11 protein-coding genes are annotated in these 13,570 nt (G+C 62.6%); 5 read left to right on the forward strand and 6 right to left on the reverse strand.

The genetic code is table 11. The features are described 5' to 3' along the window. Positions 1-78: 78 nt before the first annotated feature. Both DK870_RS19710 and DK870_RS19715 read right to left on the reverse strand, forming a co-directional pair. On the reverse strand, positions 79-825 hold the full coding sequence (locus DK870_RS19710; protein ID WP_060757186.1) for a creatininase family protein: 747 nt from the start codon (positions 823-825) through the stop codon (positions 79-81). A gap of 30 nt (positions 826-855) precedes the next feature. After that, positions 856-1,569: a murein L,D-transpeptidase catalytic domain family protein gene (locus tag DK870_RS19715; protein WP_060757185.1), complete on the reverse strand. Its 714-nt coding sequence runs from the start codon at positions 1,567-1,569 to the stop codon at positions 856-858. A gap of 39 nt (positions 1,570-1,608) precedes the next feature. Here DK870_RS19715 and DK870_RS19720 point away from each other — a divergent pair, with 39 nt between their 5' ends. Next, positions 1,609-3,195 carry a murein L,D-transpeptidase gene (locus tag DK870_RS19720; RefSeq protein ID WP_161549458.1) on the forward strand — a complete coding sequence of 529 codons (1,587 nt, stop codon included), beginning with the start codon at positions 1,609-1,611 and terminating at the stop codon, positions 3,193-3,195. Between the two features lie 27 nt (positions 3,196-3,222). Here DK870_RS19720 and DK870_RS19725 read toward each other — a convergent pair whose 3' ends face one another. Both DK870_RS19725 and DK870_RS19730 read right to left on the reverse strand, forming a co-directional pair. Next, a complete protein-coding gene (locus DK870_RS19725; RefSeq protein WP_060757183.1) occupies positions 3,223-4,614 on the reverse strand; it encodes a HAMP domain-containing sensor histidine kinase in 1,392 nt (463 codons plus the stop codon). Continuing rightward, the gene (locus DK870_RS19730) at positions 4,592-5,275 is read right to left on the reverse strand and encodes a response regulator transcription factor (RefSeq protein WP_060757182.1); all 684 of its coding nucleotides are present in this window, start codon (positions 5,273-5,275) and stop codon (positions 4,592-4,594) included. The genes DK870_RS19725 and DK870_RS19730 overlap by 23 nt, the downstream gene beginning before the upstream one ends. Positions 5,276-5,564: 289 nt before the next feature. Between DK870_RS19730 and DK870_RS19735 the strand changes: the two genes are divergently transcribed. Continuing rightward, entirely contained in the window at positions 5,565-6,470 is a 906-nt protein-coding gene (locus DK870_RS19735; protein WP_161549459.1) for a hypothetical protein, read from the forward strand. A gap of 157 nt (positions 6,471-6,627) precedes the next feature. Here DK870_RS19735 and DK870_RS19740 read toward each other — a convergent pair whose 3' ends face one another. After that, on the reverse strand, positions 6,628-7,854 hold the full coding sequence (locus DK870_RS19740) for a multidrug effflux MFS transporter (protein WP_161549460.1): 1,227 nt from the start codon (positions 7,852-7,854) through the stop codon (positions 6,628-6,630). 94 nt (positions 7,855-7,948) lie between these two features. Here DK870_RS19740 and DK870_RS19745 point away from each other — a divergent pair, with 94 nt between their 5' ends. Continuing rightward, positions 7,949-9,370, forward strand: coding sequence for a PLP-dependent aminotransferase family protein (locus DK870_RS19745; RefSeq protein ID WP_161549461.1), 1,422 nt, complete (start codon positions 7,949-7,951; stop codon positions 9,368-9,370). A 15-nt stretch (positions 9,371-9,385) separates the two neighbouring features. Here DK870_RS19745 and DK870_RS19750 read toward each other — a convergent pair whose 3' ends face one another. Further along, a complete protein-coding gene (locus DK870_RS19750; protein ID WP_060757178.1) occupies positions 9,386-10,294 on the reverse strand; it encodes a MurR/RpiR family transcriptional regulator in 909 nt (302 codons plus the stop codon). 284 nt (positions 10,295-10,578) lie between these two features. Here DK870_RS19750 and iolC point away from each other — a divergent pair, with 284 nt between their 5' ends. Together iolC and iolE are read left to right on the forward strand one after the other, a co-directional pair. Beyond that, positions 10,579-12,516: a 5-dehydro-2-deoxygluconokinase gene (gene iolC, locus DK870_RS19755; RefSeq protein WP_161549462.1), complete on the forward strand. Its 1,938-nt coding sequence runs from the start codon at positions 10,579-10,581 to the stop codon at positions 12,514-12,516. Positions 12,517-12,681: 165 nt separating this feature from the next. Continuing rightward, entirely contained in the window at positions 12,682-13,569 is an 888-nt protein-coding gene (iolE, locus tag DK870_RS19760) for a myo-inosose-2 dehydratase (RefSeq protein WP_161549463.1), read from the forward strand. Position 13,570: the final 1 nt, after the last annotated feature.

Genomic DNA, 13,570 nt, shown 5'->3' on the forward strand with positions numbered 1-13,570 from the left:
GAGGCGCCTGGTTTTGGGGCTGCTACGCAACCCAGCGCGGGACAAGCCCGCTCACTACAAGGGTCGCAGGGGGAGGGCTCAGGGTTTCGCTTCGCTGCTGAAACTGTCGACCGCCCTGACCAGGCCCTTGGCCGCTAGCGCCACCAACTCACCGCCTTTTTCCACGGTCGCCAGGGCCGGGTCCGAGCCCATGCGTCCGTCGGGGAAGCGTGCGCGGAAGTCCAGCGCCTCGCGGATTGGACCGGTGTTGGCAATCTGCGGCGAATAATCGGCTGACTTGATCGACTCCGGATACGCCCACTGCGTGACCGCGATCTCCGACGGCGTGGCATGGCTGCCATGGCCCACCGGGAATTGGCGGTGCGCCAGATCGCCGACACCTTCAAGGTCCCACCAGTTCACCAGCTTCAGCGCAAACCCGGCTTCGCGACGGGCGTAGCTGGCCTCGGCATACAGTTCGGAAAACGCGGCCTCGATGGTGGCGATATTGCCGCCATGGCCGTTCAGAAACAGGATCTTCTCGAAACCGTGCCCGGCCAGTGAGCGCACCCAATCGCCAATCGCGGCGATAAAGGTGGAAGGGCGCAGCGAGATGGTGCCGGGAAAGCCCAGGTGATGCTGGGCCATGCCGATATTGAAGGTGGGGCCGATCAGGATGTCGGCGTTCTTCTGTGCCTCATGGGCGATGATCTCCGGGCACATCCAGTCGGTGCCCAGGAGGCCGGTCGGGCCATGTTGTTCATTGGAACCAATGGGGATCACGACCGTGCGGCTGCGCTCCAGAAACTGCCCGATTTCGATCCAGGTGGACTTGTGTAGAAGCATGCGGCGCTCTCTTTTATCGGTGGGGACAGGCTATCCACCACGGATTGTACGACTACTGGCCACTTGTTGGGGTTTGCAATTGAGGTAGGTCGAGGACTTCAGCCAATGCCGGTCCGGGTACCAGGAAAACATGAATTGCCCATCCTTGAGCTTGTCCACCACCTGACGCGCCACTTGCGGGCGTACGGCCGGGCAACCCTGGCTGCGACCGATGCGGCCTTCGCGTTTGCTCCAGGCCGGGTTGACGTAGTCGGCGGCGTGAATCACCAGCGCACGGTCGCGGGCCTGGTCATTGAAACCGGGCTCCAGGCCGTCCATGCGCAATGAATAACCGTGGGTGCCCAGGTAACTTTCCTGGGTGCGAAACAGCCCCAGGCTGGACTGGTGGCTGCCCTCGCGGTTGGAAAACTGCGTGGCGAAGTTTTCCCCGGATTTTGCGCCATGGGCCACCAGGTCACGCAGCACCAGGGTTTTCTTGCGCAAATCGAAGATCCACAGGCGACGAGCGGTCGAGGGTTGCGAGTAGTCGATAACCGCCAGGCGATCGGAGCGTTCTTCACCATTATTGACCGCACACTGCACGGCGCTCAGGGCGCTTTTCAATACGGTGGGATTGAGTTCTGGAGCCGAGCGCGCCAGGCTGTTATACAGGGAGGGAGGATTGCCATTGGCGGCGATCGCAGCCTGGCTCAGTACGGCCAGGCTCATGGCAGCCAGGCCGAGGCGACGGATAAAAGTCAGCATCTACAGTACATCCCCCCACTGTGGATTGGAGCAAAGTCATTGTTCAAAAAACACGCATGTTACTTGAGCATTTGCTTGCTCGTTGCACCACTGGTCGCGACAGCCGAACTGTTGCCGACAGACGCAGTCCCCGTTGCACCATCCAGCCCGATCCAGCTGGCCCTGGCGCAATTGCCCAGCGTATGTCCCGACCTGGCGCCACGCATCGACGCTGCCGCCCTGCTGCGGTTGCAGGCGTTCTACCAGCAGCAGGGCGACGCTCCGTTGTGGGCAAGCGGTGAACGCCGTTCAGCGTTGCAGGCCCAACTGCAGTTGCTGGCCGACGATGGCCTGGACCCCACCCACTATAGCCTGCCTGCCGTAGACGCCACGGCCAACGTGCTGTGCAGCGATATCGACAGCAGCCGCCAGTACCTGCAAGCCCTGCAGGACCTGCATTACGGTCGCCTGCAGCAATCGCGGTTCGAGCCGCTATGGCATGCGCTGCCGCCTGCCCGTGACCCGGACACCGTGGTGCTGGCGTTTGCCGCTACGGGGTTGCAAGACATGGCGCAAGCGTTCGATCAGGCCCGCCCCAGCGCCGACTTGTATCGCAGCCTGCGCAATGCCTACGCGACCGTGCGCCTGCAACCCTTGCCGCATTGGGACCCGGTCGCCAACGGCCCCTTGCTGCGCCCCGGCATGGAAGACCCGCGTGTGCCGGAACTGGCGCGCCGCTTGTTCAGCGGCGGCTACCTGGCCAAGGCGAGCCCCGGAAACGGCAAGCAGTACCGGGACGAGTTGGTCAAGGCGGTGAAGGCGTTCCAGGCCAGCCACTCATTGCAAGCGGATGGCGTGATCGGCGCGGGGACCGTCGCCGAACTCAATATCAGCCCGGCCATGCGTCGCGAACAACTGCGCATCAACCTCGAGCGTTTCCGCTGGCTGGCCCAGGACCTGGAACCCGAAGGGGTGGTGGTGAACGTCGCGGCGGCGCAACTGAGCGTCTACCAAAGCGGTATCCCGGTGTGGCAGACGCGCCTGCAGGTGGGCCGCGCCGAACGCCAGACGCCGCTGCTCAAGTCGCGCATCACCCGGTTGACCCTCAACCCCACCTGGACCATCCCGCCGACCATCATGCGCGAGGACAAACTCCCGGCCATTCGTTTGAACCCCGAATATTTGCGCCAGCAAAACTTGCAGGTGCTCGATGCCCAAGGTCATCCGTTGACGGCAGACCAGGTGGACTGGTCGCGCCCGGGCAACATTCTTCTGCGCCAGGACGCCGGCCCGCGTAACCCGTTGGGCCGGATCGTGATGCGCTTTCCCAACCCGTATTCGGTGTACCTGCACGACACGCCCAGCCAGCCGTTGTTTACCAAAGGGCCGCGAGCGTTCAGTTCAGGCTGTGTGCGGGTGGAGCAACCGTTGCTGTTGCGCGACCTGCTGGTGAGCCCGGCCGAACGGACGCGCACCGACGAATTGCTGGCCACCGGCGTGACCCATGAGTTCAGGCTGGCCACACCTGTGCCGGTGCTGCTGGGGTATTGGACGGTTGAGGTGGATCGTCAGGGTGGCTTGGTGTACGCGCCCGATATCTATGGGCGCGACCCGGTGTTGATCAAGGCGATGGGGGCGGTACTCTAGGGGCTGCCCAGCGCCCGTTGGGCGGCGTTACTCGGGGATCAATTGCTGGCGGCATTCCAGCACCAGCCGGGCGCCGCCCAGTTCACTGGTGCCGACCTCCAGCTTGAAGCCATGCAGGTTGATGATCGCCGCGACGATCGAGAGACCCAAGCCGAAGCCGCCCTGCTGATCGCTTTCATCCACCCGATAGAAGCGTTGGAACACCGATTTGCGTTCGGCCACCGGAATGCCGGGGCCCGAGTCGAGTACTTCGATCCGCGTGCTGCCCATATCCGTGGCGGCACGCAGGATGACTTTCCCTCCGGAGGGGGTGAACTTGATCGAGTTGCTCAACAGGTTGCTCAAGGCTTCGAACAGCAACGCGCGGTCGCCGGTGATCCACGGCAGGGATTCGGGGATCTGCAGCACCAATTCCACTTCGCCTTCTTCCGCCAGGGGCAGGTAGAAATCATGCAGTTCGCGCAGCAGCGGCAACGGGTCCATCACCAGAAAACCCGAGCGCCGCTGGTGGTCTTCCAGCTCGGAGATGCGCAGCAGCCCGCGAAAGCGCGCCATCAGGGTGTCGGTCTCGGCGATGGCGTCATCCAGTTTCACCGCATGGGCCGAGTCTTCTTCCGCTTGTTGCTTGATGCGGTAGAGCTGGGCGCGCAAGCGCGTCAGCGGAGTGCGCAGGTCATGGGCAATGTTGTCGCAGACGCCCTTGACCTCGTTCATCAGTTTTTCGATGCGGTCGAGCATGGCGTTGACGATGGCCGCCAGCATATCCAGTTCGTCACGCCGATTGGACAGCGGCAGGCGGTGCGTCAGGTCGCCGGCGACGATGGCCTCGGCGCTGGCCTGGATCCCGCGAATGCGTCGTAGCGGCTGGCGCCGCAATAGATGCCAACCGGCCGCGCCGGGGATGATCGTCAGGGACAGGGCCCACAGCAGGGCATGCCAGATGATCCGGGTGACACCGAACAATGAACCGTTGGCGCGCACCAGTACCAACCAGCGGCCGTCTTCGGTGTGGGTGGCGACGGCGTCGCAGCTGTCCTTGGGCAGCTTGGGGTCGTTGGAGTCGACGCAATTGGCCAGGGCGTGGATCTTGCCGTCCAGGGGCAGGTCGGGCGGCACCGCACGGATCGGCCCGCTCAATGGCCGGAACTGTTCATCGAACAGGCCGTAGGCGTCCACGCCCTTCATGTCGAAGGTCATGCTGGTGGTCAGTGCCTCGACCAGTTCCTCGCCGTCGAAGCGCTGGAACAGGTGCTGACGCTGCATCAGGGAGTGACGCGACAAGTCGCCCAGGTAGCCCGAGACCTCGTAGTACAGCACCCCCATGAGGATGCAGCTCCACGCCACGAACAACGAACTGTACAGCGCCAGCAAGCGGCTGCTGGAGGAGCGCCAGCCCTTAGAGGGGTTCAGCAATGACATACCCGGAACCTCGTACCGTGCGGATCAACGGCGTGAGGCCCGGTGGATCGATTTTTTTGCGCAGGCGACCGATGTGCACGTCGATCAGGTTGGTGCCGGGATCGAAGTGGTAACCCCAGACTTCCTCGAAGATCATCATCCGCGACAGGATCTGCCCGGTGTTGCGCATCAGGAACTCCAGCAGTTTGTATTCGGTGGGCAACAGGCTCAGCGGCTGTTCGGCACGGCTGGCTTCGCGGGTGATCAGGTTCAGTTCCAGGTCGGCCACGCGCAGGGCGGTTTCGAGTTCCTTGACCGTGCTTTTGCGCCGCAGCAGCACTTCGACCCGGGCGGCCATTTCATCGGAGGCGAACGGTTTGGTCAGGTAATCATCGCCACCGGCACGCAGGCCGCGTACACGCTCGTCGACGTCGGAGAGGGCGCTGATCATCAGGATCGGCGTCGACACCCCGATGGTCCGCAGCGTGGTGACGATGGCCAGGCCATCGAGTTCCGGCAGCATGCGGTCGAGGGTGATCAGGTCGTAATCCCCGCTCACGGCACGGACCAGGCCTTCGCGGCCGTTGTCTACCCAATCGACATCCAGTCCATGGCTACTCAGCTCGGCGACGATCTCGCGGGCCGTTACGGCGTCATCCTCGATGGTCAAAATGCGTGTCATAGGATTACCTGGTGAGCGTTCACACTAGAAGTGGGGGCATTTTGCCAAGAAATGATAGCGGGCTTACTAAAAAAATATTCATGTTAGGCAAATCGAGCATTCGCTGGGTGGAAGTGCATAACGCCCACCTCTCACGGCTCATTCTTGCAAGTTGCATGATTTCGAGAAGTTCAAGTTATTTAACTGTTTGAAATATATAGGATTTATTTTTGTCGGCGACTGGCATGGTGCCTGCACTGTCCTTTTTGGGACTTGTAACACTATTTTTCATGCCTGGAGCTAAACAACAATGATCACATCCTCATCCACGCTGCAAGAATCAAGCACGCTCTCCGGGGTTTCCTGGGGGGCTATCTTTGCCGGGGCCGCAGCTGCCGCTGCACTTTCCCTGATTCTGGTACTGCTGGGCTTCGGCCTGGGGTTCTCGGCGGTTTCGCCGTGGGCCGACAGCGGGATCAGTGCCAAGGGGCTTGGCATTTCTACCATCGTCTGGCTGGCCTTCACCCAGATCGTCGCGTCCGGGCTCGGTGGTTACATCGCCGGTCGGTTGCGGGTGAAGTGGGCCAATATGCACACGGATGAGGTGTACTTTCGCGACACCGCCCATGGTTTCCTGGCCTGGGCCGTCGCGACGCTGATCACCGCAGTGCTGGTGGTCGGCTCGGTCAGCAGCGTCGTCAGCGGCGGTGTCAAAGCCGGTGCGGCGGTTGCCTCGGGTGCCACCAGCGGCCTGACACAAGCAGCCGGCGGTGCCGCCAAAGGCGCCAACAGTGGCGACTTCGATTATTACGTCGACAGCCTGTTCCGCGATGACCGCCCAGCCGCCGTCAGCGATGATGCTGCCCATGGCGTGGTTGCACGTATCTTCACCCGCACCCTGAGCAACGACGGCCAGCTCGCTCCTGAAGACCGGACCTACCTGGCCCAGTTGATCAGCCAGCGCACCAACCTCAGCCAGGCTGACGCCGAAGCGCGTATCGACAAGGTCTACGGCGATGCCCGCAAAGCCATCGAAGACGCCAAGCTCAAAGCCAAGCAAGCCGCCGACACCGCTGCCAAAGTCGCTGCCTACACGTCGCTGTGGACCTTCATCACGCTGTTGATCGGTGCCTTCTTCGCCAGCTTCGCCGCCACGTTCGGCGGTCGCCGTCGGGATGCCGTGGTGTATGTCGAAACCGAAACCTACGTTCGTTAATTCAAGGAGAACACTCTCATGCGCTCATTACTCTTGTGGTTTCTCGGCGTGCCTATCCCGGTCATCATCCTGATCGCGATCTTCATGCACTAACCTGAGCCTGGCTCGGTCCCTTGTGGGGGCGTGCTTGCTCGCGAAGGCGGTCTTTCAGCGATTATCAGCTGACTGACACACCGCTTTCGCGAGCAAGTCCGCTCCCACATTTTGTTTTGCGCAGCGTCAGCCAACCGCTGAGCAGCAACACACTCGCCGCTGACGTCATGATCACCAGCGGAGTTGAAGTGCCATCCGACAGCAACCCGGTGAGCCAGCTGCCCACGGTCGTCAGGAACATCTGGATAAAGAAGAACAGCCCCGAAGCCGTCCCGGCCACCGCGCCATACGGCTGCAACACCGACAGTTGGCAAGCTGGAATCGCCATGCCCACCGACACCATGATCACCACCATCGGCAGCACAATCGCCAACCATTCATCTGGCAACACGGTGGTTGCGGTGGCGAGTGTCGCACTGCCGACGATATTCAAGCCGATTGCGGCGCTGATCAAACGGTCGGGTTCGAAACGTTGTACCAGCCGCCGAAACAGGTTCGCGCCGAGCATGTAGCCGCTGATCGTGGCGGCAAACACCAGCGCGTAAGCCGTGGCAGACAAGTGAAAGCCGCGTTGCAGCAAAGCTGACGACTCACTGATGAACGGAAAGTAGGTGCTGTAGACGCAGCCGATGGCGAGCGAATAGCGCAGGAAATAGCGGTCACGCAGCAGTTGGCCGTAGAGCTGCAACAGATTGCGCGGCGGCGCGGCAGCCACCTCTGCCGGGCGGGTTTCCGGCAAGCGCTGATACACCACCAGAGACAGCGCGGCCCCGATCAGCCCCAGCAGCACGAACAGCCCGCGCCAGTCGATCAACGGCAGCAGCAGGCTACCCAGCACGGGGGCGGCCATCGGCGACACGGCCATGGCCATGGAGATCAAGCCCAGCAGACGTGCCTGCTCCTGGCGGTCGAAGTAGTCGCGCACGATCACCCGGCCGATCACCGTGGTGCAGCATCCGCCCAGGGCCTGGAACAAGCGGGCGATGATCAGCACGCCGAGGTTGTCAGACCCGGCGCAGGCGGCGGTGGCCGCCACATACAGGAACAGGCCGCTCAGCAGCACCGGTCGGCGACCGAAGCGGTCGGTCAGCGGGCCGCTGACCAGCAGGGAAATCGCCGAACCCAGGGTGTACAGCGTGAGGGTCAATTGCAATTGGGCGTCGCGGGCGTGGAAATAGTCGGCCATGGCGGGCAGGGCCGGCAGGTGCAGGTCCAGGGTGATGCGCGGCAAGGCGATCAGGAGGGTCAGCAGCACCAGCCAGAATCCCGTGGAGAGGGCGCGTTGTGTCATGGAAAGCCTCGATACCGTTCGTGGAGCCTCGAACTCTACTGGCTTTGTGGTTTAATCCTTTGAGCCACTTATGCCTGGAGTGAATGGACCACTTATGAGTCGAGGAAAAGCCGCATCCGCCTTGGACCTGCCGCGTCCCGCCGCCTTGGACGCGGGCAAGCAGCAGGGCGCTTACGATGCGTTGCGTACCGCCATCCTGAACCGGCAGCTGCCGGCGGGCAGTCGCTTGCCGTCTACGCGCAGTCTGGCTGAGCGCTGGTTGGTATCGCGCGGCACCCTCGAGGCGGCCTATGAGCGCTTGCAGGGCGAAGGCTATGTGCAGCGGGTGGCCGGCTCGGGCACGCGGGTATGTGCGGTGATCCCCGAACAGTTCATTGCGGCTGCGGCGCCCAGCGCAAGCGTGCGCCGTGCGGCGTTGCCTGATCAGCCTGATGCGGTGGTGCAGAGCCACGTGCCTTTCGTGGCACGGCGCCCGGATGCCGGCCTGTTCGACTTGAAAACCTGGGCGCGTTGCCTCTCCCGTGGCTTGCTCCGCGTGGGCCCTGGTGTGCTGGAAGCCGCCCACCTGGCCGGGCTGCCGGCCTTGCGAGAACAGATCGCCGATTACCTGCGCAGCTATCGCGGCCTGCAATGCGAGGCCGATGAAGTAATCGTCACCACCGGCATTCGCCACGCCCTCGACCTGATCGCCCGCACGCTGCTCAAGCCCGGTGACACGGCCTGCGTTGAAGACCCCGGTTACACACCCGCACGTCGCCTGTTCGGCTTGGCGGGTGCACAGGTCAAGGCCGTGCCGGTGACGGCCGAGGGCCTGGATTGCGCGCAACTGCCTTCCACCGCACGCCTGGCCTATGTGACCCCGGCGCACCAGGCGCCGCTGGGCATGACCCTCTCGGTGTCGCGGCGCCTGGCGTTGCTGGACTGGGCCGCCCGCGCCGACGCCTGGGTGATCGAAGACGACTACGACAGCGAGTACAACTACAACAGCGCGCCCCTGGCGGCGCTCAAATCCCTGGATTGCGGCGACCGGGTGCTCTACTGCGGCAGCTTCAACAAGAACCTGTTTCCCGGTTTGCGCGTGGGGTTCATGGTGGTGCCCAAGGCGTTGCGCCCAGCGCTATTGCGCACCCTGCAACTGACCGGGCATTCGGTGGGCGCCACGGATCAGCTGGGGTTGGTGGAGTTGCTTGGCAGCGGCGCCTTTGTGCGGCACCTGCGCGCTTCGCGCCAGGCTTATCAGGCGCGGCGCGATGCATTGCTCGCGTGCCTGCCGGATGGCTGCTCAGTGAGTGGCCAGCAGGCCGGGCTGCACTTTGTCCTGTGGTTGCTGCCCGGTGTAGAGGAGCAGGACTTCTGTGAGCGGGCGGCTGCCGTCGGGTTGGCGCTGCAGCCCTTGGGCAAGTTCTGCGTAGAGGCCAGCCTGCCGCCGGCGGTGATCATCGGCTACACCGCGCTGACCCTGGCGCAGATCCGTTTTCACGGGCGGGTGCTGACAAAGTTGCTGATCGCGACGTGAGTCGGTGTCTGTCGCTCAGTCTTCGAACCCGACCTGTTCATGAATCTCGTCCACCTTCAATTCCAGGCGATACGCCACTGCAATGAACAGCGCCTGGCACAGGCACAAGGTGGCGCTCAACGAGCGGAAGGCGAACGAGGAACCTTCGTTCACCAACAGCACCGTGTTCGCCCGCTTGGCCAGGGGCGAGAGGTTGCTGTCAGTGATGATCAGGGTCTTGGCCTGCTGGTGCTGGGCGATGCGCAGGCAGTGCTGGGTCTCTTTGCCGTAGGGCGTGAAGCTGATGGCGATCACCAGGTCGTTGGCCCGTACGCTGCGCATCTGCTCGCGGTAGCTGCCGCCCAAGCCTGAGATCAGGTGAATGCGCTTGTTGGTGTGCTGCAGGTTGTAGACCAGGTAATCGGCGACGGCGAAGGAACGGCGCACGCCGACCACATAGATATTGTCGGCATTGACCACCAGGTCCACGGCTTTCTCGAACGCCGCGTCATCGAGTTCCAGCCCCAGGCGCTCGATGCCGGACAGCGTGGCGTTGACGCATTCACGTGCCAGGTCGCCGCCGCTGGCTTTCTGCGACTTGTTGGCGATCATGCTGCGGATGCGCTGCTGGTAGTTCTGTACCGGTGTGGTCTTGTGGGTATACGCCTCGCGAAACAGCGCCTGCATCTCACTGAACCCACTGAAGCCGAACCGTTGCGAAAAGCGCACGATGGCGGAGGGGTGCACTTCGCATTCGCGGGCGATATCGCTGATGCGGTCGACCATGATCCGGTCGCGCTGCTGGCTCATGTAGCTGGCAATGCGCTTGAGCTGACGCGGCAGGCTTTCGTACTCGTCGGTGATCAGTTGCAACAGGCGCTCGGCATTGATCGGAGGGCTGGCGAGCGTGGCTTCCAGGGTAGTCTCGGGATCGGTGCGGGACATGGGCAATCCTTCTGGCGTTTTCGTCTGTTGCGCGGGTGGGTGGCGCAAGTCTACAGGGTAGGCGCAAAAAAATACCCCGGCATCACGGCCCGCGCGGCGTGCTGAAACGATGCACGGCGAATGGCGAGCCATTATGTCAGTGTATTGGAAAAAATATTCCACAAAAAATAAATATGGAATAAATATTGATTGCGCTCCCCGGACGTTCTAGTCTGCTCCCACCAAGAGCGTTTGCTGTCGCCACGGCAGTACAACGCAGGCTGATAAAAATAACAGGAGCCAGCATGGGCCAGACTCGTTTTGCCAGTGGGCGTCAATTGGATCTGATTTGCCTCGGGCGCCTGGGCGTCGACCTCTACGCACAGCAAGTGGGCGCGCGGCTTGAGGACGTGTCCAGCTTCGCCAAGTACCTCGGCGGGTCCTCCGCCAATATGGCTTTCGGCACCGCACGCCTGGGGCTCAAGTCGGCGATGCTGAGCCGGGTAGGGGACGACCATATGGGGCGTTTCCTGGTGGAATCCCTGGCCCGTGAAGGCTGCGATGTCAGCGGCATCAAAGTCGATCCTGAACGCCTCACCGCCCTGGTGCTGCTTGGCCTCAAGGACCGGGAAACCTTCCCCCTGGTGTTCTACCGCGAAAACTGCGCAGACATGGCCCTGCGCGCCGAAGACATCAGCGAAGCCTTTATTGCCTCCAGCAAAGCCCTGCTGATCACCGGTACGCATTTCTCCACCGATGGTGTGTACAAGGCCAGCATCCAGGCGCTGGACTATGCCGCCAGGCACAACGTCAAGCGCGTGCTGGACATTGACTACCGCCCGGTGCTGTGGGGCCTGGCCGGCAAGGCGGACGGTGAAACCCGCTTTGTCGCCGACCAGAATGTCAGCCAGCACGTGCAGAAAATCCTGCCGCGTTTTGACCTGATCGTGGGCACCGAAGAAGAGTTCCTGATCGCCGGTGGCAATGAGGACTTGCTGAGCGCCCTGCGCAACGTGCGCGAACTGACCCCGGCCACCCTGGTGGTCAAGCTCGGCCCGCAGGGCTGCACGGTGATCCACGGCGCCATCCCGGCGCGACTGGAAGACGGGGCGATCTACCCCGGTGTGCGCGTGGAAGTGCTCAATGTGCTGGGCGCCGGCGATGCGTTTATGTCGGGCTTCCTCAGCGGTTGGCTGAACGATGCCAGCGATGAGCGTTGCAGCCAGTTGGCCAATGCCTGCGGCGGCCTGGTGGTGTCGCGCCATGCCTGTGCCCCTGCGATGCCCACGCCTGCCGAACTGGATTACCTGTTCAACAGCCCGGTGCCCATCACGCGGCCGGATCAGGACGTTACCCTGCAACGCCTGCATCGCGTCACGGTGCCGCGCAAGGTCTGGAAGCCGTTGTTCGTGTTTGCGTTCGACCATCGCTGGCAGTTGGTCGACCTGGCGCAAAAGGGCGGGCAGGATCCGGCGCGCATCAGCGATATCAAGCAACTGTTTATCCAGGCCATCGAACGGGTGGAGAAAAAACTCGGCGAGCAGGGCGTCGAGGCCGATGTGGGCCTGCTGGCCGACCAGCGTTTTGGCCAGGATGCGCTCAACGCCGCCAGCGGTCGCGGCTGGTGGATCGCGCGCCCAGTGGAAGTACAGAACTCGCGACCCCTGGCGTTCGAGCATGGGCGTTCGGTCGGCAGCAACTTGATCGCCTGGCCTCAGGAGCAAATCATCAAGTGCCTGGTGCAATTTCATCCGGACGACGAGCCGCTGCTGCGCCTGGAACAGGAAGCGCAACTCAAGGCGCTGTACGAGGCCTCGCTGGTCAGCGGCCATGAACTGCTGCTGGAGGTCATCCCGCCCAAGGATCATCCATCCCCTTACCCGGAGGTGCTGTATCGCAGCCTCAAGCGCCTGTACAACCTGGGCATCTATCCGGCGTGGTGGAAGATCGAGGCGCAGTCGGCCGAGGACTGGAAAAAGCTCGATGAACTGATTCAAGAGCGCGACCCGTACTGCCGTGGCGTGGTGCTGCTGGGCCTGAATGCGTCGGCGCAATGCCTGGCCGATGGCTTCCAGCAGGCCAGCCACAGCACCACCTGCCGTGGTTTCGCCGTGGGCCGTACGATCTTCCAGGAGCCGAGCCAGGCGTGGATGGCGGGGGAGATCGATGACGAGACCCTGATCCAGCGTGTGCAGGCGACGTTCGAGCAACTGATCAACGCCTGGCGCAGTTCCCGAACCTGATCACAATTCCAAATATGCAATGCAATCAAATGTGGGAGGGGGCTTGCTCCCGATGGCGGTGGTTCAGCTATAGAAGTTTTGCCTGATTCACCGCTATCGGGAGCAAGCCCCCTCCCACATAAAAGCAGATCTCAGCGATACCTGAAAAATAAAAAAGGTGCAGCCATGCCCGCAATCCGAATTGGCATCAACCCGATCTCCTGGAGCAACGACGACCTGCCGGCCCTGGGCGGTGAGACTCCCTTGAGCACCGCCCTCAGCGAAGGCAAGGACATCGGCTACGAAGGTTTTGAACTCAACGGCAAGTTTCCCAAGGACGCCAAAGGGGTCGGCGATGTGTTGCGCCCCTATGACCTGGCGTTGGTCTCCGGCTGGTACTCCAGCCGTCTGGCGCGGCGTTCGGTGGCCGAAGAAATCGAAGCCATCGCCGGCCATGTCGAGCTGCTCAAACAGAACGGCGCCAAGGTGCTGGTGTATGGCGAAGTCGCCGACTCCATCCAGGGTTCGCGTGTGCGCCTGATCGAGCGCCCGCGGCTGCACAGCGAGCAAGCCTGGCAGGCATACGCCGACAAACTCACTGAACTGGCGCGTTTCACCCTGTCCCAGGGGGTGCGGTTGGCCTACCACCACCATATGGGCGCCTACGTCGAGTCTCCCGAAGACATCGACCAGCTGATGCGCCGCACAGGCCCTGAAGTCGGCCTGCTGTTCGACTCCGGCCATTGCTACATGGGCGGTGGCGAACCCATCGAGGTGCTGCGCAAACACATCGACCGCATCTGCCACGTGCATTTCAAGGACGTACGCAAAGCGGTGGTGCAACTGGCGCGCAACCAGATGTGGAGCTTTCCCGATTGCATCGTCAACGGCACCTTCACGGTGCCGGGTGACGGCGATATCGATTTTGCCGAATTGCTCGATGTGCTGCTGGCCGCGAACTACCAGGGTTGGCTGGTGGTGGAGGCCGAGCAGGACCCGGCCGTTGCGCCCAGCTATATCTACGCCAAAAAGGGTTATGACACCTTGCGTGCACTTCTCGACGAGAGGGTTTGAG

This window comes from Pseudomonas sp. Q1, assembly GCF_009935975.1.
Taxonomy (GTDB): Bacteria; Pseudomonadota; Gammaproteobacteria; order Pseudomonadales; family Pseudomonadaceae; genus Aquipseudomonas; species Aquipseudomonas palleroniana.

Excerpts from the sequence above, each read along its gene's own strand:
- DK870_RS19710 (WP_060757186.1), bottom strand. The coding sequence starts at position 825 with ATGCTTCTACACAAGTCCACCTGGATCGAAATCGGGCAGTTTCTGGAG.
- DK870_RS19715 (WP_060757185.1), bottom strand. The coding sequence starts at position 1,569 with ATGCTGACTTTTATCCGTCGCCTCGGCCTGGCTGCCATGAGCCTGGCC.
- DK870_RS19725 (WP_060757183.1), bottom strand. The coding sequence starts at position 4,614 with ATGTCATTGCTGAACCCCTCTAAGGGCTGGCGCTCCTCCAGCAGCCGC.
- DK870_RS19730 (WP_060757182.1), bottom strand. The coding sequence starts at position 5,275 with ATGACACGCATTTTGACCATCGAGGATGACGCCGTAACGGCCCGCGAG.
- DK870_RS19735 (WP_161549459.1), top strand. The coding sequence starts at position 5,565 with ATGATCACATCCTCATCCACGCTGCAAGAATCAAGCACGCTCTCCGGG.
- DK870_RS19740 (WP_161549460.1), bottom strand. The coding sequence starts at position 7,854 with ATGACACAACGCGCCCTCTCCACGGGATTCTGGCTGGTGCTGCTGACC.
- DK870_RS19745 (WP_161549461.1), top strand. The coding sequence starts at position 7,949 with ATGAGTCGAGGAAAAGCCGCATCCGCCTTGGACCTGCCGCGTCCCGCC.
- DK870_RS19750 (WP_060757178.1), bottom strand. The coding sequence starts at position 10,294 with ATGTCCCGCACCGATCCCGAGACTACCCTGGAAGCCACGCTCGCCAGC.
- iolC (WP_161549462.1), top strand. The coding sequence starts at position 10,579 with ATGGGCCAGACTCGTTTTGCCAGTGGGCGTCAATTGGATCTGATTTGC.
- iolE (WP_161549463.1), top strand. The coding sequence starts at position 12,682 with ATGCCCGCAATCCGAATTGGCATCAACCCGATCTCCTGGAGCAACGAC.